Below are 19,492 nucleotides of genomic sequence, written 5' to 3'. Positions count from 1 at the left end.
GGGCATGCGTTAGGATTAAACGACATCCAGCGGGAGTTTATGGGTGGGTGGCGGGAAAGCATTATCCAGTTTGTGACGTTCTTCCGCGGTGAGGGTTATCTCCAGCGCTCCAGCGTTGGCGTTAACATGCTCAATCGAGGCCGCTTTCGGTATGGCAATAACACCCTGATGGCGGATAACCCACGCCAGCAGAATTTGGGCGGCAGTGGCGCGGTGGTTATGCGCGATGGCATTCACGACCGGATGGTTCATCAGCCCCGAACGCAGGCGACCGGCCTGAGCCAGCGGGCAGTAAGCCATCACCGGCATCGCTTGTTGCTGACACCAGGGAAGCAGATCAAATTCAATTCCCCGTGACGCCAGATGATAAAGCACCTGATTAGTGGCACAGGCGGAACCGCCCTCTTCGCGCCACAGCGCCTGCATATCTTCATAATCCAGGTTTGAGACGCCCCAGCGGCCAATTTTTCCCTGCTGCTGGAGTGTGTCCATCAGCGTAATGGTTTCATCCAGGCCATAGTTACCGCGCCAGTGCAGAAGGTAGAGATCGATATGGTCTGTCCCGAGACGTCGCAGACTGGCATCACACGCCGCCTGGCCTTTCAGACCGCCAGCGTTCCACGGGTAGACTTTTGATACCAGAAAAACGTCGTCGCGCTGGCCCTTAATGGCCTCCCCGACCACCTCTTCCGCTCCGCCTTCGGCATACATTTCAGCGGTATCAATTAACGTTAACCCCATATCAATGCCCGCCCGCAGTGCATTCACTTCGGATTTACGCTGGCTGGCTTTTTCTCCCATATACCAGGTACCCTGTCCGATAGCCGGAAGTGGACGCCCTGCGGAAAAGGTCACGGTTTTTACGCTCATATCATCCCCTCTTTTTCGTTGCACCACACCAATGCAAACGGGGCGCAAGCGCCCCGTTTTGATGCAATGATTGCACTGTTTTAATGCACAATCAGAACTTGTAGGACACACCGACTGAGAATATGCCCGCCCAGGACTTATCAACCATCGGGCTGTCTTTCACTTCATCGCTCAGACGCTCATAGCGCCCGGTACCGTAGACGTTCCAGTCACCGAGGAAGTTATAGCTCGCCGTCAGCTCAAGGTACGGATCCCAGCCGTCGTCCGCACTGTAGCTCTTCAGACCGCTACGACGGGATTCGTTCTTAGAAACACCATAGTAGTAGTCGTTGTAGTTCTCACTGTTATATTGCACACCGATACCCGGAGTTAGCGTTAACGCACCGTTGGTGTAGCGATAGAGCCAGGCCAGATCCCAGATAAAACCGTTGCTGTTATCCAGCGTATCCCCCGCAAGTGCGGTACGCAGGAAGCCATATTCGGTGTTATGCACATAAGAGAGTCCCGCCATCATGGTGCTCTTACGCTTGTCGAGCTGGCGAAGCGCATGGCTGTCGCTGTCACCCGGCTTGAAGTGCGTCGGATCGTAATAAGCCATGATGGAGAGCTTGTCGGCCGTATCATTCCAGAGATAGTAGCCACCGCCCAGACCGCGGAACCAGAAGTTATCGCCTTCATAGGTGACAACCGGAACTGGATAAACATCACGATCATACTGTTTGTATGGGCTGTTAATCACGCCAACGCCCGCGCCAACAGTCCACTGACTTTCCGCCGCCTGTGCGGTGCTAACAGCGGTTGCGGCAAGTACGCCCAATGCCAGAAGTTTGAGTTTGGTCACAATCCATTCTTTCCTGTAGTCAAATAATCAGCGAGAGAAGTTTAACCGCCATTGTCGTACATCCCAAAATTTTTTGCCTGCTAATCAGTCTGATTAACCCGTTATTTTCAACTTTTCAGGTGACAGCCTGCTTTCATTTATATGACTACTGAATGAAAAACGTGCTTTTACCCTAAAACAGCAGGGGAAATTTTTGGATGAGTTATTGATATGTCATTGAAATTAGATTTTATCGGCATGCAAGTTTTGCAAATGCCATCTACGCTTTAAATTAAGAAGAGTTTTTTCTGAACACCCTGCGGTTCTTAGCGTCTGACCTGGCACACAGGTTGCTGCTCTGGCAGTGAGGTGCGAGAGATTCTCTTCCGGGAGCCTCCACTACTCATACGAACGGCTCTTATCCTGTGCTAAAAAACGAAAGGACGGCATGCCATGAATATATTCGATCACTATCGCCAGCGTTATGAAGCTGCCAAGGACGAAGAGTTCACACTGCAGGAGTTTCTTACCATTTGTCGGCAAGATCGCAGTGCCTATGCCAATGCGGCAGAACGGCTATTAATGGCTATTGGTGAGCCAAACATGGTTGATACTGCCCTGGAACCTCGGCTTTCCCGTCTCTTTTCGAATCGGGTGGTCGCCCGATACCCGGCGTTTGAAGAGTTCTATGGTATGGAAGATGCCATCGAACAGATTGTCTCCTACCTGAAGCATGCCGCCCAGGGTCTGGAAGAGAAGAAACAGATCCTTTATTTACTCGGCCCTGTGGGTGGGGGTAAATCATCACTGGCTGAACGTCTGAAATCACTGATGCAGCGCGTCCCTATCTATGTGCTGAGCGCTAACGGTGAACGCAGCCCGGTGAATGACCATCCGCTGTGCCTGTTTAACCCGCAGGAAGATGCGCAAATTCTGGATAAAGAGTTTGGTATTCCGCGGCGCTATCTTGGCACCATCATGTCGCCTTGGGCGGCAAAACGCCTGCACGAGTTTGGTGGGGATATCACCAAATTCCGCGTCGTCAAGGTGTGGCCATCCATTCTGGAACAGATTGCTATCGCCAAAACTGAACCGGGGGATGAGAACAACCAGGATATCTCCGCCCTGGTGGGTAAAGTCGATATTCGTAAGCTGGAAAACTACGCGCAAAACGACCCGGATGCCTACGGTTACTCGGGTGCGCTGTGCCGCGCCAACCAGGGGATTATGGAGTTCGTCGAGATGTTTAAAGCACCGATTAAAGTGCTGCATCCGCTGCTGACGGCCACCCAGGAAGGCAACTACAATGGTACGGAAGGTATTTCCGCCCTGCCGTTTAACGGCATTATCCTCGCGCACTCAAACGAATCTGAGTGGGTCTCCTTCCGTAATAACAAAAACAATGAGGCGTTCCTTGACCGTGTCTACATCGTCAAAGTGCCTTATTGCCTGCGGATCTCCGAAGAGATCAAAATTTACGAGAAACTGCTTAACCACAGTGAGCTGGTACACGCACCTTGCGCACCGGGCACCCTGGAAACGCTGTCGCGCTTTTCCATTCTCTCGCGCCTGAAAGAGCCGGAAAACTCCAGCATCTACTCGAAAATGCGCGTGTACGACGGGGAAAGCCTGAAAGATACCGACCCGAAAGCGAAGTCTTATCAGGAGTACCGCGACTACGCCGGTGTGGACGAAGGGATGAACGGTCTGTCCACGCGTTTCGCCTTTAAGATCCTCTCCCGCGTGTTTAACTTCGACCATGCGGAAGTGGCAGCCAACCCGGTTCATCTGTTCTACGTGCTGGAGCAGCAAATTGAACGCGAGCAGTTCCCGCAGGAACAGGCTGAACGCTACCTTGAGTTCCTGAAAGGCTACCTGATCCCGAAATATGCGGAGTTCATCGGCAAAGAGATCCAGACCGCCTACCTGGAGTCTTATTCAGAGTACGGGCAGAACATTTTTGACCGTTATGTCACCTATGCTGACTTCTGGATCCAGGACCAGGAGTACCGCGACCCGGATACCGGCCAGTTGTTCGACCGGGAATCCCTTAACGCAGAGCTGGAAAAAATCGAGAAGCCGGCCGGGATCAGTAACCCGAAAGACTTCCGTAACGAGATTGTGAACTTCGTCCTGCGCGCCAGAGCGCATAACAACGGACGTAATCCGAACTGGACCAGCTACGAGAAACTGCGCACGGTAATCGAGAAGAAAATGTTCTCCAATACCGAAGAGCTGTTGCCGGTGATTTCGTTTAACACTAAAACGTCAACCGATGAGCAGAAAAAGCACGACGATTTTGTCGACCGTATGATGGAGAAAGGCTACACCCGCAAACAGGTTCGCCTGCTCTGCGAATGGTATCTGCGCGTACGTAAATCGTCTTAATACAAGTACAAGTGCCCGGTAGCGCATACGCCTGCCGGGCTACAAAAATGTCCGGCACGTCCGGACACTGCAAGTTGGCAAATGCAGTACGGGGGATATATGACCTGGTTTATTGACCGTCGTCTTAACGGCAAAAACAAGAGCACGGTAAATCGCCAGCGCTTCTTGCGCCGTTATAAAGCGCAAATTAAACAGTCGATCTCCGAGGCCATCAACAAACGCTCGGTGACCGACGTCGACAGCGGCGAATCTGTCTCCATCCCCACCGATGACATCAGCGAACCGATGTTTCATCAGGGACGTGGCGGCCTGCGCCATCGCGTACACCCAGGTAATGACCACTTCGTGCAGAACGACAGAATCGAGCGCCCGCAAGGCGGCGGGGGCGGTTCAGGAAGCGGTCAGGGACAGGCCAGCCAGGACGGTGAAGGACAGGATGAGTTTGTCTTCCAGATTTCAAAAGATGAGTATCTCGACCTGCTGTTTGAGGATCTGGCGCTGCCGAATCTGAAAAAGAACCAGCATCGTCAGCTTAACGAGTACAAAACCCATCGCGCGGGATATACCGCAAACGGCGTGCCCGCCAACATCAGCGTGGTCCGTTCGCTGCAGAACTCTCTGGCGCGACGCACGGCCATGACGGCAGGTAAACGGCGCGAACTCCGCGAGCTGGAGAGCAACCTGAAGGTGGTGGAAAATACTGAACCGGCACAACTGCTGGAAGAGGAACGCCTGCGCAAAGAGATAGCCGAACTCCGGGCTAAAATAGACCGGGTACCGTTTATCGACACCTTCGACCTGCGCTACAAAAATTACGAAAAACGCCCCGAACCGTCGAGCCAGGCGGTCATGTTCTGTCTGATGGATGTCTCCGGCTCGATGGACCAGGCCACCAAGGATATGGCGAAGCGTTTTTATATCCTGCTCTATCTATTCCTGAGCAGAACCTATAAGAACGTGGAAGTGGTCTATATTCGCCATCACACTCAGGCGAAAGAGGTGGATGAACATGAGTTCTTTTACTCGCAGGAGACCGGTGGCACCATCGTGTCGAGCGCTCTGAAACTGATGGATGAAGTGGTGAAAGAGCGTTACGACCCGGCGCAGTGGAACATCTATGCCGCGCAGGCATCAGATGGCGATAACTGGGCGGATGACTCCCCGCTGTGTCACGACATTCTGGCGAAGAAAATTCTGCCGGTGGTGCGTTACTACAGCTATATCGAAATTACCCGCCGTGCTCACCAGACGCTGTGGCGTGAGTATGAACATCTGCAATCGATGTTTGATAACTTTGCCATGCAGCATATCCGCGATCAGGATGATATCTATCCGGTGTTCAGGGAACTGTTCCATAAACAGTCAGCCAACAGCAATGCCTGACCCAACAGCCAGCGAATCCGCTGGCTGTTTTCTTTGCGTCCTGCCTATCCCAACGGCGAAATATTCTGTGCTAAGGTTAAACGCTGCGTATTGGTATTTAACAGGTAAATCGCTATGTCTGATGACGTTAAGGGAACAACAACCCACCAGCAACTCATTACGTTGTTAACCCAGCAGGGCGCACGATTTCGCGTCATGGAGCATGACGCCGTGGGGAAATGTGAAGCGGTGAGTGAGATCCGCGGAACCGATCTGGGGCAAGGGGCAAAAGCACTGGTCTGTAAGGTGAAGGGAAACGGCGTAAAAAAACACGTTCTGGCGATCCTCGCCGCCGATCTGCAGGCCGATTTAAGCCAGCTTGCCAGCCATTTTGGGGGGATAAAAGCGTCTCTCGCAAGCCCTGCCGAAGTCGATACCCTGACCGCCTGCGTTTTTGGCGCCATTCCGCCTTTTAGCTTCCATCCCGATCTGGCACTGGTGGCCGACCCGCTCCTGTTCGAGCGTTTCGATGAAATCGCGTTTAACGCCGGTCTGCTGGAAAAATCCGTGATTATGGATACGCAAGATTATTTGCGTATCGCCCGTCCTGAGCTGGTGACGTTCCATAAAGCGTAATCGTGTAGGCTGGCATCCCGTCAGCCTTTTTTTTCCAGAAAAATAACTGACGCGACCAGGATAATGGCAACAGCGAAAAACGATGAAGAGATGATCAGCGTTTCGACAAACATGTGATCGTACATTTTTGCGACCCTTTTTCGATGCCTGCCCCTGTTTTATCCCCCGTAAATGACAGGGTTATGACAGCAGTAAAATCTTTTTAAAACTGTCTTCAGCCGTGTTTCCGCGTAAAGTAAGCAGGCTTACTCTTTTGGCAAGGATTCCTTATGTTTGACCCGACTCTGCTCATTCTTCTGGCCCTCGCTGCGCTGGGCTTTGTCAGCCATAACACCACCGTCGCTATCTCAATTCTGGTGCTGATCATTGTGCGCGTGACCCCGTTAAACACCTTTTTCCCGTGGATAGAAAAACAAGGTCTCACCATCGGGATCATCATTCTGACCATTGGGGTGATGGCACCTATCGCCAGCGGTACGCTGCCTGCCTCGACGCTGCTGCACTCATTTGTGAACTGGAAATCGCTGATAGCGATAGCGGTAGGCGTTTTTGTCTCGTGGCTGGGCGGGCGTGGCGTTACGCTGATGAGCAGCCAGCCCTCGCTGGTGGCCGGTCTGCTGGTGGGAACCGTGCTCGGTGTGGCGCTCTTTCGTGGCGTTCCGGTGGGCCCGCTGATTGCGGCCGGGCTGGTCTCACTGTTTATCGGGAAGTCATAGTCAGGCTGGCTATATACCGCGCTGGCGTCTGCCCCAACCCCTTCTTAAACATCGTGATAAACGCGGTGGTGGAGTCGTACCCCAGCGACTGTGCCACCTGCTGTACCGACTTCCCCCCAATCAACAGCTGTAACGCCACAATAAGCTGCAGCTGATGCCGCCAGCGGCGAAAGCTCAGGCCCGTCTCTTTTACCACCAGGCGCGCCAGATTGCGTTCACTCATGGCGAAGTGGCTCGCCCATTGCGCCAGCGTCTGCCAGGCGGCAGGCTCTTCCGCCATCTTCTCGCTCATCAGCCGGATTTTTGGATGAGGCGAAACGGGCAGTTGCAAATGTTCCTGACGCTGCAGCGGTAGCTCGTCAAAAAGAACATCCACCAGACGCGATGTGGCAGCAAGCGAAAGCGCTTCACGTGATTTTTCCGCCAGCGATAAGATCAGTTCCCGCACCAGAGGGGAGATCTTCAGGGTGCAGCAGCGATCGGGCAAACTTACCGCTCCGGGTTCAATAAACAAAAAGCAAAGCTGGGCACCCGGCGTGGCCTTATTGCTGTGCGGCATCTGGCCAGGGATCCACACGGCATACTGGGGCGGTACCATCAGCATGGCGTTTTCCACTTCGCAGGTGATGGCTCCCCCCAGCGCCAGAATCAGCTGTCCCTTACGGTGTTGGTGTCGCGGAATGTATTGTTCCTGCGCCACCACGCGGATGCGAAACGCGACAGCCGCATCATGCCGGCTATCGGGATCGTAGCCGTCCAGTCCGAGACCAATCATCAGGTTGTCCGATATTAGCGATAAACTGTCATTTTAGCCTGATTTCAACCGTGGAGAAAATCGGTATTGTGTGCGCTCGCTTGAACGTATGAGAACACAATGACTACTGCAATTCGGGTTTCAGGAAAAAAAGGCGCACTGCTGATCGCAGGTATCCTGATGATTGCCACTACGCTTCGCGTCACCTTTACCGGAGCAGCACCGCTGCTCGATACCATTCGTCTCGATTATGGCTTGAGTACAGCGCAAACCGGTCTGCTGACCACCCTGCCTCTGCTGGCTTTCGCCCTTATCTCCCCGCTCGCCGCAGGTGTTGCCCGGCGTATCGGCATGGAGCGCAGCCTGTTTATCGCCCTGCTGCTGATTTGCGTCGGCATTGCTGTGCGCTCCCTGCCTTCCGCCCCCCTGCTTTTCATCGGTACGGCGGTGATTGGCTGCGGTATCGCACTGGGCAATGTGCTTTTGCCTGGGTTAATTAAACGTGACTTCCCGGGACAGGTTGCCAGACTCACCGGCGCGTATTCCCTGACGATGGGGATCTCCGCGGCGTTAGGTTCCGCACTGATTGTTCCGCTGGCGCAAGGGGAAGCCGGCTGGCATGGCGCCCTGCTAATGCTGATGGCCTTTCCGCTGGCTGCACTACTGCTCTGGCTGCCACAGTGGCGTCAGAAACACGTTGCGACGGTGACCGGTGCAGGCGCGTTACATAACCGCGCCATCTGGCGCTCTGCCCTCGCCTGGCAGGTCACCCTTTTTCTGGGGATTAACTCGCTGATTTACTATGTCATCATCGGCTGGCTACCGGCGATCCTGCTCAGCCACGGGTATAGCGAAGCCCAGGCGGGTTCTGTGCACGGACTCTTACAGCTGGCCACCGCCGTGCCGGGTCTCGCTGTCCCGCTAATCCTCCATCGTCTGAAGGATCAGCGAGCAATCGCCGGCGTCGTGGCGCTGTTGTGCGCGATAAGCGCAGCAGGATTGTGGTTTGCGCCGGGAATGGCGGTCATGTGGACACTGGTGTTTGGTTTTGGTACCGGGGCAACGATGATCCTTGGCCTGACTTTCATCGGGCTGCGCGCCAGCTCTGCGCATCAGGCCGCGGCCTTGTCCGGCATGGCACAGTCGGTTGGCTATCTGCTGGCCGCCTGTGGCCCGCCGTTGATGGGCAAAATTCACGATGCTGCCGGTGACTGGCGTTATCCGCTTCTGGCCTGTGCACTGGCCGCCGTGATCATGGCCGTTTGCGGTATGCTTGCCGGGCGTGACCGGGAGGTCACGCCCCGTTAGTAGAATGGCAGACCACCAGGTCTGCCTTTTTTATCCGCGCGCCGCGCGCAGCATTGCCTGTACCAGCACCACCGGTCGACCTTCCAGCGCGGCACGTTCATGCTGGAATAAGGTGATCACGAAGAACGGATGGGTCAGTAGCTCCGCGGCGCGAATTTCACCCTGCTCGTCCCAGCCGGTGACGCGCATGTCACCGCTCTCCAGCTCCCGTGCAAATTCCGACGACACACCGTAATTGCAGTGATATCCCTCCACGATTTCCGGTTTGCCATAGGCTTTGGCGATGAGCGTATTGTTGCGCAGCTCAATTGCATCGGTTTTTTCCACCAGCGAGCAGGTTAATGGCGCAATCACCATTGTGCCTTCGGTATCCGTTTCGGCGTGCGCCGCATCGTGCCAGCCCAGCACATTACGGGCGTACTCAATCAGCGCATGCTGGAACCCGCCGCAGGTGCCGAGGAAGGGAATGCTGTTTTCGCGTGCGTAGCGTGCAGCGATAAAGGCCGCCGCTGTGTTTTTGTACGGGCTTGCGGGAACCAGCCAGATAGCGTCATAACCTACCAGATCTTCCGGGCTGGTCAGTTCCGTGGTCGCGAGCCAGTCATAATCAGCGGTGAGGTCAAGAACGGCAGCGGCGTCGTCAATTGCCAGCGGGATCGCCTGGTGCGCAATAACATCGGGATTGTAATCGCCAACCAGCGCAATGCGCAGTGTGGTTTTAGCCGGGAGGTGTTCCATGAAAGGTTCCTTATGCCTGAGTATTAGCAGATAACATAAGGAACCTCAGACTACCGATCTTCTGCAATTATCACAATACCTTAAATTGGGTGGGTAAAGACAAAGTGCTAGAGTAATACGCAGAACGTTTGGCCGCAGGTGAGGAGAAAAGATGATCCAGTGTAAACGCGTATACGAACAGGCAAGCCCGGACGATGGTTATCGGGTGCTGGTAGACAGACTCTGGCCGCGTGGCGTGAAGAAAACCGATCTCGCGTATGATGAATGGTGTAAAACGCTCACCCCGTCTAACAATTTACGCAAGGCGTTTCATAGCGAAACCCTTGATTTCAACGCCTTCAGCAAGGCGTACCGGGAAGAGCTGGCGCAGCACAAGGACGAGGGGTTGCGTCTTGCTGCGCTGGCCAGCAAGCAGACCTTAACCCTTCTCTATGGCGCGAAAGATAAGGAACACAATCACGCCCTGGTGTTAGCCGACTGGCTGCGTAATGTCTAGTCAGTCAATCATCAGTTCATCAAGGATTTGCGGCGCCGTATCCGGGGTAAGCGGCATCAGATGTTCGGCACGAATAAACGCAAAGCCGTGCTGATTGTCAAACGCGAAGACATCACCGGTCACCAGCCAAAGCGCGCGATCCGAGGTGGCGGGTAACTGCGTCATGACGCCATTGACCGGATTAACGAAACGCTGGCCGGGCTGACACAGGCCAAACAGTTCAACAGATTTACCAATATTACGACGGCCGGACGCCGTGCGGGCACCGATGATCATCGCCATGCTGCCCGGTTTAAGCTGAAACATACTTCTCTCACGATAACGGTAGCCATCGAAAGGCTAAGAATAATCCTAAAGAGAAGTGTACCGCAGCCACTATCCCGCTGTCACCTGGCAGGTTGCGGATGATCGCGACGATAAAGCGCCCATTCATCGATTACTTCGCCGCCAGGCAACTTGCACTCCGTGCGAACCCCTTGCGGGCTTTGAACCGGGACCTGTTCCCCGCCTTTATTCAGGCAGTAGACGGAGGCGGGATTAGCCATCCCGATAACATGGGGCGGTTTCGGGGCATCAGGCGGGGATGTTTTGGAGGTACAGGCGGCCAGCGGTAACGCGAGTGCCAGAAGCAGTAATCTCATCTCATTGATCCTTTTAACTTCATCAGACTTTAAGGGTAACGGGTCATCGCCGCTTTCTCCACGATTTCTCCATCTTAACTGCACTTTTCCACACTACAGTGGCACGTGTTCTCAATGACCAGAGAACATCATTCCGTAATCAAGATGTCTTTGCCCCGGTCTCAACATCGGGGCTTTTTTTCTCCCCCGCTCCCCTGTGATGAATATTAAAATTTTTATATTCATGTTTTACTATGCCCGAAGTCGAAAAATTCAGCATAACATGCAGATGCAGACGTCTTCTGCATGGGAGTGAGCCTACGTCATGTCGGATATTATCCTTGCCCGTGTTTCAGAAACGCTCGCCACTGAGCAGTCCCTTGAAAGTCTCGTTCGCCAGCTGCTGGAGATGCTGGAGATTGTGACTGAAATGGAGTCCACCTACCTGACGAAGGTCGATATCAATGCGCGGCTGCAGCATATCCTCTACGCCCGCAACAGCAAGCAGATGCAGATCCCTGAGGGGCTGAGCGTTCCATGGGGCGACACCTTGTGTAAGCGCGCCATCGAGAGTGGTACGTTGTTCAGTAACGAGGTGGCAGAGCGCTGGCCGGATTGCGATGCCGCGAAAGCCCTTGGCATTACAACCTACATGAGTATCCCTATTCATCTTGCGGATGGTTCACTCTATGGCACGCTCTGCGCCACCAGCACGGAAAAGAAACATCCCAGCGATCGCGGTGAACAAGTTTTGAAATTATTCGCCGGGTTGATTGCCCAGTATATTCAGAAAGAGTCGCTGGTGATCCAGCTTCGGGAAGCCAATGCGGCACTCATTGCGCACTCTTATACCGATGCCCTTACCGGATTACCAAACCGTCGCGCCATCTTCGAAGAGCTGACGACCCTGTTTTCACTGGCAAAGCACCTTAAACGCAACGCCATCATCGCGTTTATCGACCTTGATGATTTCAAGCTGATTAACGACCGTTACGGGCATGAATCAGGCGATCGGTTCCTGATTGAAGTGGGTAAACGTCTGACTGAAGAAAAACAGGCGGACGAGATAATCGGCCGGCTGGGCGGTGATGAGTTTCTGGTGGCCTCGCTTAGCCAGACCAATAGTACGGGTGAGAGCACACAGATTAACCTGCTTAAAACGCGCCTCGACGCCCGTATTGCAGGAGAATACTGGCTGGGGAGCGTGAACATTATTTATCCTGGCGCCAGCTTCGGTGTGATTGAAGTTGACCCCACCGTGACCGATCCGGACAGTGCGTTACGCGCGGCTGATGTCGCGATGTATCAGCATAAGAAAGGAAAAAGCAAAACGCGCTTTCTCGCGATGGATTAACCCCGTACACTCTACGGCGTTATAAAAACCGAAACAGGTGATGGTATGAGAATAGGGATCCTCTTCCCGGTCGTTATTTTTATAACGGCGGTAGTGTTTTTGGCCTGGTTTTTTGTCGGTGGTTACGCTGCTCCGGGGGCATAAATGAGAAAAACAACCCTCATTATGCTGATCGTGGCAATCGTGGCTGTTGCAGGCTCGCAGCTAGGCTGGTGGTAAACCCACCACGTAAAAAGGCCGCCATATGGCAGCCTTTTTCAACATTTATCAGGCTTAGCTTTTGATTTTTCTGTAGATAAACAGAACAACCAACGCACCGATCACCGCGACAGCGAAGCTGCCGAAGTTAAAGCCATCGACCTTACCAAAGCCGAACAGCGTACTGATCCAACCGCCCACCACTGCACCGATAATCCCCAGTATTACGGTGACGATAAACCCACCGCCATCTTTGCCCGGCATAATCCACTTCGCCAGAATACCTGCAATAAGCCCAAAGATAATCCAGGATAAAATTCCCATAAGTTTCCTCTCCGTATGGTTTTTGTCATTAAATCAACGACACAAGAAAGGATAGCACAGGATTTCAGAAAGGAAATTTGTGATAAGCATCACAGTGAGAGAGTGCGCGTTTATTCATCAACAGCACCACAAGAAATGTGGGGTTGCATCTTTTGTTGAGAAAGATTATCTTTCTCAACACTGAATAGTTGAGCTAAACACTCAGGTATTCAGTACGACATTGCTCACATTGCTTCCAGTATTTCTTGCCCACTCTAGAGTGGGCTTTTTTTTGCCTACACCGCAACAAAAGCGTGCCGGTTTCGCCCTGCACGTTTTGCCTGATAGAGCGCCTGGTCGGCGGCTATAATGATGTTCTGCTGGCTGCCCGCGATATCCACGGCACGCGCAGTGGAGATCCCGACGCTAACCGTGACCCGCCCGAAGGGACTGAAAGCATGTTCAATATGCAGCGAAAAGACATTGCGAATGATCGTCTGACCGAGGCGGAGCGCTTCCTGGATATCCGTGTCTGGCAGGATCAGTGCAAACTCTTCCCCACCATAGCGCGCCACAACCTGGTTGTCCCGGTTGAGGCTCTCCCTGAGGCTATTTCCCAGCAGGGTTAAACAGCGGTCCCCTTCGGGATGACCATAGTTATCGTTGTATTTTTTGAAGTAGTCCACATCGACAATCAACACCGAAATCGGGGCGTCGCTGGCCGCACAGGCCGCAATTTCTGACAGAATTTTTTCATCAAAAATGCGTCGGTTGAAAAGTCCGGTTAGCGCATCTTCAGACGCAATAATCTTCAGCGCTCTGTTATCCCGTGTTTTTCTGGATAAATCGGAATAAAGGAAACAGGACGCCGCAATGAGTATCGCGGTAAAAACCAAAATGAGTACAGAAAGCTGGAGAGCCTGCTTGCGCCAGGGGGCGAGTGCTTCTTGCGTACTGACCGCCACGGTGGTGACGAGCCCGTAGCGCTTGTTCTTCTCGAAAGCATAAATGCGTTCGATTTTATCAAACCGTGAGACAGAGCTGGCGATACCCGCGTTTTGTACCTTGAGGTATGTCCTGAAGAGAGGCGAATCCGAAACAATCGCGCCAATGTAATTATTTTTAAACGGATGACGTACCAGCAACACGCCTGACTGGGTTGTTAAGCCGATCACGCCTGAGTGTCCAATATTGATCTGCCCGTATAACGCCAGAAAATTTTCGATACCCAGCGTAACCACAACGACACCGTTAAACGCGCCGGTAGGGGTTTCCAGCCGACGACTAATGGTTATGACCCATTTACCATTCGTTCTGCTGACCACCGGCTGGCCAATAAAAATCTGCTGGCTCTTATTTTCTTTGTGGTAGATAAAAAACGACCTGTCCACCCCTTTCCGGGGTCCGGAAAAACTTTCATGCAGTGCCGTAAAAATATTCCCTTGCGCATCGTAAACAACCACATTATTTATCTGGATAAGAAGATTATCCTGATTGCTTATCATCCGCTGGATATTTTTGGCCTGTTGTGGGGTCATGCCATAAATTTTGATTATGTCGGAAACCGAAGTAATCAACATTTCACTTTGGCGCATGATCCCTTCGCTGTACACGTCTAAGGTATGGCTCAGGTTGGCAACGCTGGTGTTTATTTGCTGGATTGACTGCTGCCTGGACGTGGTAATTTGGACGGCAAGCGACAGCGAAATGATCAATGAGACAATGATGACGGTAATAGTTGTTGTGTAAAAAGTATTTTTCACATGCACGAGCTCTTCCACCTTATCACGCCTGACATCCCTGGCTGACAACTAGAGTCACTGTAACAAAGCTCAGGATAAGAGGAAAATGAATTGCACTTAAGCATACAACAGAAATCTGATGATATTTCGCTTTTCGCAAACGGGCATCAGATATTATTACTGGGCCCCTTTCACAGAAAAAAATCTCTTACAGACTGACCTTCTCCAGCGGTTTAGATAAGATGACTTTAATAAATTCTTTATACGAGACCGGTTTACCAAAATAGTATCCCTGCAACAGGGTAATCTGATTACGGTTGAGATAGTCCAGTTGCTCCTTCGTTTCTACCCCTTCAGCCACGATATGCAGTGAGAGTTTTTTCGCCAGGTCAATCACACAGTCCAGCAGGATCGTAGAGTCTTTCGCCTCTGATACCCGGTTCACGAAACTTTTATCGATTTTAATATAATCAATCGCCAGCGCGTGCAGACAGGAGAGGCCGGAATACCCGGTCCCAAAGTCATCAAGCGCAATGACGAAACCGGCGTTATGTAACGCATTGAGATTTTCCACCAGATGAGGATTATCGATCAGCGGTTCACGCTCGGTCACTTCGAGAACCAGTTTGACCTCTTTACCATAAAAGCCTTTTCCAAAGACCCGGCAGTCAGCGATAAAAGAAGGCGCATTGATGTGTCTGGCGCTGATGTTCACCCCGATGTGAAATCCGTCCGGCAACTTAGGCAAAAGCGGCTTAAGCTCGGTCACCACTTTCGCCATTAACCCTTTGGTCAGCGGAATTATCAGGCCGCTGCGCTCGGCAATCGGAATAAAAACATCCGGTGGGATAAAGCCTGATTTTGGGTGCTTCCACCTTGCCAGCACTTCCACGCCATACAAACCGCCGGTATCGCCATTCACGATCGGCTGATAGTACGGAACGATCTCGCCGTGGATGATGGCTTTACGTAGATCGTCTTCAAACGAGTTGCTTTTCCCCCTGTAGCGACGGATAAGAATGCCAACAGCCGCAGATAACGCAAGGATAAGCAGTATCAGGCTCCATCCCTGGTGCAGTAAACGCGTCAGGCTGAAAAAGGCGGGAGGCTGCCAGGCCATGCTAAACGGAAAATGTGCCGATGCAGTTAAGGAGCCCACCCACTTCACGGGGGGCCAGCCGCTCACATCGCCCGCGCCGGCTATCGCTTTTTCGCCAACAACCAGCCTCAGTCCCGTGCTGTTTGCTGCACTCGCAATAACATCCCGCAAATGCGCATCGCTAACGCTTACGATAACGCGCCCTTTCGCGACGGGCATCTGGAAAAGTAACACCGGAATGCCGTTCACCAGGCGATTACCGGGGAGCAACATCAATCCTTTGTTGGGCAGCGTCTGCGGGCGAACAATCAATACGCCGTTTCCGGGAAGGGAGGTACAGACGATCCTGCCCTGCTGCTCAATCATAATGGCGCGAAGATGCGGTTTCAGCGCAGCTTCCGAACCCAGTTCACGCTGTCCGGTGTCGGTACACCCTGCAGCGGCGACCCGTTTTGCGGTATCTGCAGCACTGACAGCCTCAGCAAGAATGGCCTCAATTTTACGCGTGCTTGCGGCGGCGGTTTCGGCATAATTTGACCGGGCCATATGCCACAACTGCCAGTTAATGATCAGCATGCCACTCAGAAACACAAATAAGGCACACAGAATGGGGAGCATAACGTTGCGCACGATTTTTTCCTTAAGAGAAAAATGCTCATTTATGACCTGTATAAGGCGATCGCCTGGCAAACTCTGCGCTGCTTAAAGCAATGTGAAAAGTTTAGTTAAGATTTATCTTAAAAAACTGGTACTTCCGCATGAGTTACTCTGACTGAATAAGATAAACCTCCGTTATTATCAGGCTTGTGCCTTGCCCTGGCTGTGTTAAGATTTGTGAAATCAGGGAGCGGACGGGACCACTGGAAAATGAAAAAGATCATTGCCGTTGCTATCATTTCAACGTTGCTGGTCGCCCTCTCTCTCTACGCGGTTAATGCGGTTATCGTGGCCCAGCAAAAGAGCAAACAGCTCGAGGTTTCCCATTCCCTTTTGCAATATTCAGAAGGCCTCTCTCAAAGTGTGGCGCAGGCCCTCAAAAGCATTACTACACAGGGTTGTGATAAAACCAGTCTCGATAGTTACAGGCAGATAAAGTTAGATAGCCTCTATTTCGGGGATATCGGTTTTATTGAAAAGGGGAAAATAGCCTGTACTGCTTTTTGGGGTAAACTCGCCACTCCCGTTGCCCTTCCTGCAGAGCTGCATAAAACGCCACGGGGTTTTCTTCTGGCACAGTTTTCCAGAAAAGATTTTTTTACAGGCAATGCGGCAATTTATAATAACGTGATTATATTCACCTCCCGCTATGCTTACGATAAGTTCACGCCGATTACGGCGAACTATTCACTGAGTACGACGACCAAAGATTTCGGCAGAACATTTTTCTCAGCCTCCCCGGTGATAAAAGAACAGAGCTGGCTGCATTCGAATCTGTTTACCTTAACCCTGACGCAGTGCAGCGCCGTATGGGATTTGTGTGTGATCGTGAAGCATCACAACGCAGGGCTGGCTTCGTTGTCTCTGGTGGTGTTTACCCTTCTCACGGCAATTCTGGCTTTCATCTGGATAGCGATCACGCTGTTTTTCTTCCGCATCTATGAAGATCGGTTCTCACTGGAGCGCACGCTGGTTAACGCGGTAAAAGCCAATACCATCAGCGTTAACTACCAGCCCATTATTCGAATCCAGGATAAAAAAATGGTGGGCGTTGAAGTTCTGTCGAGATGGCGCGATAACAATCATGGAGAGGTCTCGCCTGAGCTCTTTATTCCCTTAATTAAGAAAATTGGCCTGTATCAAAAGTATTATATCAATATCATCGAAAAATCCCTGGCAGAAATCGCCTCGCTGGCGATTAAACATCAGCTGGTGATTTCATTAAACATTGGTCGAACCGAGATTGAAGACGGGCAATTCATTAAGATTCTGTGTCGTGAGTGTTTAGTGAATAGCATTCCACTCTCCTTGATAAAAGTTGAACTCTCTGAAAAGGCGGTCTCCACTGCGGATGTTCTCGAAGGGTTTTGTCAGGCGTTAAAACCACTGGGTGTGAGAATATCAATTGACGATTTTGGAGTGCAAAACTCTAACCTCGCCCGCATATCGCTTCTGGAATACGATGAGATCAAAATAGATAAATCGCTGGTAGATGGTATTAATGAGCATTATAAACAGAATATATTCGTCATCTTTAGTGACGCCCTCGCCAAACTGAATAAAACGCTCGTCTTTGAAGGTGTGGAAAGCGAAACGCAATATCGCTTTATCGCAGACCGGTATCCTGATGCCCTGATTCAGGGATGGTATTTCTCTAAATCACTGACCATTGATGAACTGACGCAGCAACTTAACAACGATAAGCAAAAACCAGCGCGTTAGCATGTCAACATTGACGACGTGACGGCTCTGCATAACGTCCAGTTATAATTCACGACGTTGAGTTTTAGCTCTCCGCAAACCTCACCGTAACGCTGCATGCGGCGCTCACGGAAAAACGCCCTCAGCGATTCAGGCAGACAGTCTGCCTGGTAGCGTAACAGCGTAGTGTGCCAGAACGGCGCTGGCAAAGGGGTATTGCCATGGCGTAAGCGCAACGCCTCTTGCCAGTCCGTGGCTAACAGACGTTCACAAAATGCCTGCCGCTGCCTCAAGACAAGTGTATCGGGTATGCCTGCAAGCAAGAGCTGGTTGGGCAATGCCACCAGCCTGAGTTCCCGAACCGTGATACCCAGACCGGCAAAAGGGGTCCATGCGTCGATAAGCTGATGCGTCTTCGCCGGTAACGGTGCATTCTCGTCGTAGAGAGGGAGCGTTATGGGTACGAAGGTGAAATGGAAGCCGGATGGCGGCTGGAGGTCTACTAACGAGTCGTGGCGGGTCAACGCCCGCAGTTCCCGAAACAACATGTCGACAGACGCGGTCATTTCCGGCTGGAAACCTGTCGCCAGTGCGAGCTTTTGCGTAGCATAAAACGGCTCCCTTACCGCTCCGATACCGTCCCGCTTTTCCCAGAGCGCCAGCGTCTTCGCGTTAGTGTCGTGGTAATGTTTTTCCAGATCAGACGTTTCCATTTCTTTCCTAAAAACATATAGTCGTCACATTCAGACCGTAGATTACCCTGAAGCACACTCTCATTTGGTTAAAACGTGAAAAATTCTCTGTTGTTTCCGCTGGTACTCTTTTTCCTGATCGTTATTTTCGCCCTGCTCATCGGTAAACCCTCAACGCACATCCCGGATAAAAAATGCATGTGGTCCGATAGCGTGATGCTGAGCTGTTTAGCAAAGCATCAGCACAACGGTTTTTGAGGCGGACTATTCATTTCCCCACTGATTGAGGAAGTTCGCAATATCATCAATGCGCGCGCTACGGATGCCGGCTTCACTGGCCATCTCTTGCTGGGCTTCCTCGCTGATCTCTTCATTGTTCGATAAACGGGTGAGCAGCAACTGGAAATAACAGGCAAGAGGATCGCGCTCTGCCTCACTTACCGGCTCCGCGGCTTCCGACGCGTATTCATCGACGATGTCATAATACTTAAGTGGAATTTCATTGTGCATAAACAGTCTCTTCTCTGACCTTTAAGGGTAATGCCTGAGTATATCGGACGGCACTCTTAGACCAAAGCCTTGTTAATCAACGCAACCACAGTGCAATCAATGCAGCCAGCGCCGGTAAAGCCTGAACATAGAGTATTTTTCGGCTGGCGGTCATGGCACCGTAAATGCCCGCAATCAACACGCAGGTCAAAAAGAAGAAGACCACAGGAACACCGCTTTCACCAAGCCACAGTCCCCAGAGCAGTCCCGCTGCCAGAAAACCGTTATACAACCCCTGATTTGCGGCCAGCACGCGGGTATCGCGTGCAAAATCAGGGCTGAGATTAAATGCCTTGTGGCCTGTTTTTGTGTTCCACAGGAACATTTCCAGCACAAGTATGTAGAGATGAATTAATGCAACAATAGCGACAAGGATCGTAGCAAACATCTTGCAGTCTCCCGCAGGCAGAGGAAAAAAACGGGGACCTTCTGGCCCCCGTTCACGTTTAACCCAGAATCTGGATGACATATTCGCGATGATCGCGTCGC

The 19,492-nt window shown here is 52.0% G+C and carries 23 protein-coding genes; 10 read left to right on the top strand and 13 right to left on the bottom strand.

What is annotated here, in order from left to right; all coding sequences use genetic code 11:
- Positions 1 to 15: 15 nt before the first annotated feature.
- Positions 16 to 870, bottom strand: coding sequence for an aldo/keto reductase (locus BH714_RS05125; RefSeq protein WP_040017231.1), 855 nt, complete (start codon positions 868 to 870; stop codon positions 16 to 18).
- Positions 871 to 961: 91 nt separating this feature from the next.
- Positions 962 to 1,711, bottom strand: a complete 750-nt coding sequence (locus tag BH714_RS05120; RefSeq protein WP_014169638.1) for a MipA/OmpV family protein — start codon at positions 1,709 to 1,711, stop codon at positions 962 to 964.
- Positions 1,712 to 2,143: 432 nt separating this feature from the next.
- Between BH714_RS05120 and yeaG the strand changes: the two genes are divergently transcribed.
- From yeaG to BH714_RS05105, 3 genes are all read left to right on the top strand, one after another.
- Complete coding sequence (gene yeaG / locus BH714_RS05115) at positions 2,144 to 4,078, top strand: protein kinase YeaG (RefSeq protein ID WP_014169637.1); 1,935 nt, start codon at positions 2,144 to 2,146, stop codon at positions 4,076 to 4,078.
- 99 nt (positions 4,079 to 4,177) lie between these two features.
- Entirely contained in the window at positions 4,178 to 5,461 is a 1,284-nt protein-coding gene (locus BH714_RS05110) for a YeaH/YhbH family protein (RefSeq protein ID WP_040017223.1), read from the top strand.
- A gap of 114 nt (positions 5,462 to 5,575) precedes the next feature.
- Entirely contained in the window at positions 5,576 to 6,076 is a 501-nt protein-coding gene (locus BH714_RS05105) for a YbaK/prolyl-tRNA synthetase associated domain-containing protein (protein WP_014169635.1), read from the top strand.
- A gap of 20 nt (positions 6,077 to 6,096) precedes the next feature.
- Here the strand turns inward: BH714_RS05105 and yoaI are convergent, their stop codons facing one another.
- On the bottom strand, positions 6,097 to 6,201 hold the full coding sequence (yoaI, locus tag BH714_RS24265; protein ID WP_014169634.1) for a small membrane protein YoaI: 105 nt from the start codon (positions 6,199 to 6,201) through the stop codon (positions 6,097 to 6,099).
- A gap of 144 nt (positions 6,202 to 6,345) precedes the next feature.
- Here yoaI and BH714_RS05100 point away from each other — a divergent pair, with 144 nt between their 5' ends.
- Positions 6,346 to 6,792 carry a DUF441 domain-containing protein gene (locus tag BH714_RS05100; RefSeq protein ID WP_014169633.1) on the top strand — a complete coding sequence of 149 codons (447 nt, stop codon included), beginning with the start codon at positions 6,346 to 6,348 and terminating at the stop codon, positions 6,790 to 6,792.
- On the opposite strand, the gene BH714_RS05095 is transcribed toward BH714_RS05100, so the two are convergent.
- Positions 6,776 to 7,567 (bottom strand): AraC family transcriptional regulator, encoded by a 792-nt coding sequence (locus tag BH714_RS05095; protein WP_040017221.1) that lies wholly within the window; start codon positions 7,565 to 7,567, stop codon positions 6,776 to 6,778. The genes BH714_RS05100 and BH714_RS05095 overlap by 17 nt on opposite strands.
- Positions 7,568 to 7,666: 99 nt before the next feature.
- Between BH714_RS05095 and BH714_RS05090 the strand changes: the two genes are divergently transcribed.
- Positions 7,667 to 8,854 (top strand): CynX/NimT family MFS transporter, encoded by a 1,188-nt coding sequence (locus BH714_RS05090; RefSeq protein ID WP_040017220.1) that lies wholly within the window; start codon positions 7,667 to 7,669, stop codon positions 8,852 to 8,854.
- Between the two features lie 30 nt (positions 8,855 to 8,884).
- On the opposite strand, the gene BH714_RS05085 is transcribed toward BH714_RS05090, so the two are convergent.
- Entirely contained in the window at positions 8,885 to 9,592 is a 708-nt protein-coding gene (locus tag BH714_RS05085) for a CTP synthase C-terminal region-related (seleno)protein (protein WP_040017219.1), read from the bottom strand.
- Positions 9,593 to 9,743: 151 nt separating this feature from the next.
- On the opposite strand from BH714_RS05085, the gene BH714_RS05080 reads away from it, so the two are divergent.
- On the top strand, positions 9,744 to 10,088 hold the full coding sequence (locus BH714_RS05080) for a DUF488 domain-containing protein (RefSeq protein ID WP_040017218.1): 345 nt from the start codon (positions 9,744 to 9,746) through the stop codon (positions 10,086 to 10,088).
- On the opposite strand, the gene BH714_RS05075 is transcribed toward BH714_RS05080, so the two are convergent.
- Positions 10,089 to 10,394 (bottom strand): nuclear transport factor 2 family protein, encoded by a 306-nt coding sequence (locus BH714_RS05075; RefSeq protein WP_014169628.1) that lies wholly within the window; start codon positions 10,392 to 10,394, stop codon positions 10,089 to 10,091.
- Positions 10,395 to 10,474: 80 nt separating this feature from the next.
- Positions 10,475 to 10,729: a putative hemolysin gene (locus BH714_RS05070; RefSeq protein ID WP_020884447.1), complete on the bottom strand. Its 255-nt coding sequence runs from the start codon at positions 10,727 to 10,729 to the stop codon at positions 10,475 to 10,477.
- A 304-nt stretch (positions 10,730 to 11,033) separates the two neighbouring features.
- Between BH714_RS05070 and BH714_RS05065 the strand changes: the two genes are divergently transcribed.
- The 3 genes from BH714_RS05065 to yoaJ are packed head-to-tail and all read left to right on the top strand — an operon-like array spanning position 11,034 to position 12,281.
- Complete coding sequence (locus BH714_RS05065; RefSeq protein WP_040017217.1) at positions 11,034 to 12,062, top strand: sensor domain-containing diguanylate cyclase; 1,029 nt, start codon at positions 11,034 to 11,036, stop codon at positions 12,060 to 12,062.
- Between the two features lie 45 nt (positions 12,063 to 12,107).
- Positions 12,108 to 12,206, top strand: coding sequence for a YoaK family small membrane protein (locus BH714_RS23995; RefSeq protein WP_014883431.1), 99 nt, complete (start codon positions 12,108 to 12,110; stop codon positions 12,204 to 12,206).
- Positions 12,207 to 12,281, top strand: a complete 75-nt coding sequence (gene yoaJ / locus BH714_RS24450; protein WP_071605476.1) for a protein YoaJ — start codon at positions 12,207 to 12,209, stop codon at positions 12,279 to 12,281.
- 54 nt (positions 12,282 to 12,335) lie between these two features.
- Here the strand turns inward: yoaJ and BH714_RS05060 are convergent, their stop codons facing one another.
- The 3 genes from BH714_RS05060 to BH714_RS05050 form a co-directional block, all read right to left on the bottom strand.
- Positions 12,336 to 12,584, bottom strand: coding sequence for a GlsB/YeaQ/YmgE family stress response membrane protein (locus BH714_RS05060; protein WP_006174788.1), 249 nt, complete (start codon positions 12,582 to 12,584; stop codon positions 12,336 to 12,338).
- Positions 12,585 to 12,859: 275 nt separating this feature from the next.
- The gene (locus tag BH714_RS05055) at positions 12,860 to 14,332 is read right to left on the bottom strand and encodes a sensor domain-containing diguanylate cyclase (protein WP_032679672.1); all 1,473 of its coding nucleotides are present in this window, start codon (positions 14,330 to 14,332) and stop codon (positions 12,860 to 12,862) included.
- 181 nt (positions 14,333 to 14,513) lie between these two features.
- A complete protein-coding gene (locus BH714_RS05050; protein ID WP_080765198.1) occupies positions 14,514 to 16,034 on the bottom strand; it encodes an EAL domain-containing protein in 1,521 nt (506 codons plus the stop codon).
- A gap of 237 nt (positions 16,035 to 16,271) precedes the next feature.
- On the opposite strand from BH714_RS05050, the gene BH714_RS05045 reads away from it, so the two are divergent.
- Positions 16,272 to 17,783: an EAL domain-containing protein gene (locus BH714_RS05045; protein ID WP_040017216.1), complete on the top strand. Its 1,512-nt coding sequence runs from the start codon at positions 16,272 to 16,274 to the stop codon at positions 17,781 to 17,783.
- Here the strand turns inward: BH714_RS05045 and BH714_RS05040 are convergent.
- The 3 genes from BH714_RS05040 to BH714_RS05030 all read right to left on the bottom strand — a co-directional run bounded on the left by BH714_RS05040 (position 17,780) and on the right by BH714_RS05030 (position 19,391).
- A complete protein-coding gene (locus BH714_RS05040) occupies positions 17,780 to 18,475 on the bottom strand; it encodes a hypothetical protein (RefSeq protein ID WP_040017215.1) in 696 nt (231 codons plus the stop codon). The genes BH714_RS05045 and BH714_RS05040 overlap by 4 nt on opposite strands.
- A gap of 243 nt (positions 18,476 to 18,718) precedes the next feature.
- On the bottom strand, positions 18,719 to 18,964 hold the full coding sequence (locus tag BH714_RS05035; RefSeq protein ID WP_014169620.1) for a YmjA family protein: 246 nt from the start codon (positions 18,962 to 18,964) through the stop codon (positions 18,719 to 18,721).
- 76 nt (positions 18,965 to 19,040) lie between these two features.
- Entirely contained in the window at positions 19,041 to 19,391 is a 351-nt protein-coding gene (locus BH714_RS05030; RefSeq protein WP_040017214.1) for a DUF1304 domain-containing protein, read from the bottom strand.
- Positions 19,392 to 19,492: the final 101 nt, after the last annotated feature.

Origin of the sequence: Enterobacter ludwigii (assembly GCF_001750725.1) — a bacterium.
GTDB classification, from domain to species: domain Bacteria; phylum Pseudomonadota; class Gammaproteobacteria; order Enterobacterales; family Enterobacteriaceae; genus Enterobacter; species Enterobacter ludwigii.
The sequence above is the reverse complement of the archived record's forward strand: the minus strand, read 5'-3'. Positions and strand labels throughout refer to the sequence as shown.

Coding starts and splice junctions, on each gene's coding strand:
- yeaG (WP_014169637.1), top strand. CDS start 2,144: ATGAATATATTCGATCACTATCGCCAGCGTTATGAAGCTGCCAAGGAC.
- BH714_RS23995 (WP_014883431.1), top strand. CDS start 12,108: ATGAGAATAGGGATCCTCTTCCCGGTCGTTATTTTTATAACGGCGGTA.
- BH714_RS05080 (WP_040017218.1), top strand. CDS start 9,744: ATGATCCAGTGTAAACGCGTATACGAACAGGCAAGCCCGGACGATGGT.
- BH714_RS05105 (WP_014169635.1), top strand. CDS start 5,576: ATGTCTGATGACGTTAAGGGAACAACAACCCACCAGCAACTCATTACG.
- BH714_RS05100 (WP_014169633.1), top strand. CDS start 6,346: ATGTTTGACCCGACTCTGCTCATTCTTCTGGCCCTCGCTGCGCTGGGC.
- BH714_RS05095 (WP_040017221.1), bottom strand. CDS start 7,567: ATGATTGGTCTCGGACTGGACGGCTACGATCCCGATAGCCGGCATGAT.
- BH714_RS05075 (WP_014169628.1), bottom strand. CDS start 10,394: ATGTTTCAGCTTAAACCGGGCAGCATGGCGATGATCATCGGTGCCCGC.
- yoaI (WP_014169634.1), bottom strand. CDS start 6,201: ATGTACGATCACATGTTTGTCGAAACGCTGATCATCTCTTCATCGTTT.
- BH714_RS05070 (WP_020884447.1), bottom strand. CDS start 10,729: ATGAGATTACTGCTTCTGGCACTCGCGTTACCGCTGGCCGCCTGTACC.
- BH714_RS05045 (WP_040017216.1), top strand. CDS start 16,272: ATGAAAAAGATCATTGCCGTTGCTATCATTTCAACGTTGCTGGTCGCC.
- BH714_RS05060 (WP_006174788.1), bottom strand. CDS start 12,584: ATGGGAATTTTATCCTGGATTATCTTTGGGCTTATTGCAGGTATTCTG.
- BH714_RS05090 (WP_040017220.1), top strand. CDS start 7,667: ATGACTACTGCAATTCGGGTTTCAGGAAAAAAAGGCGCACTGCTGATC.
- BH714_RS05040 (WP_040017215.1), bottom strand. CDS start 18,475: ATGGAAACGTCTGATCTGGAAAAACATTACCACGACACTAACGCGAAG.
- BH714_RS05110 (WP_040017223.1), top strand. CDS start 4,178: ATGACCTGGTTTATTGACCGTCGTCTTAACGGCAAAAACAAGAGCACG.
- BH714_RS05125 (WP_040017231.1), bottom strand. CDS start 870: ATGAGCGTAAAAACCGTGACCTTTTCCGCAGGGCGTCCACTTCCGGCT.
- BH714_RS05065 (WP_040017217.1), top strand. CDS start 11,034: ATGTCGGATATTATCCTTGCCCGTGTTTCAGAAACGCTCGCCACTGAG.
- BH714_RS05035 (WP_014169620.1), bottom strand. CDS start 18,964: ATGCACAATGAAATTCCACTTAAGTATTATGACATCGTCGATGAATAC.
- BH714_RS05085 (WP_040017219.1), bottom strand. CDS start 9,592: ATGGAACACCTCCCGGCTAAAACCACACTGCGCATTGCGCTGGTTGGC.
- BH714_RS05030 (WP_040017214.1), bottom strand. CDS start 19,391: ATGTTTGCTACGATCCTTGTCGCTATTGTTGCATTAATTCATCTCTAC.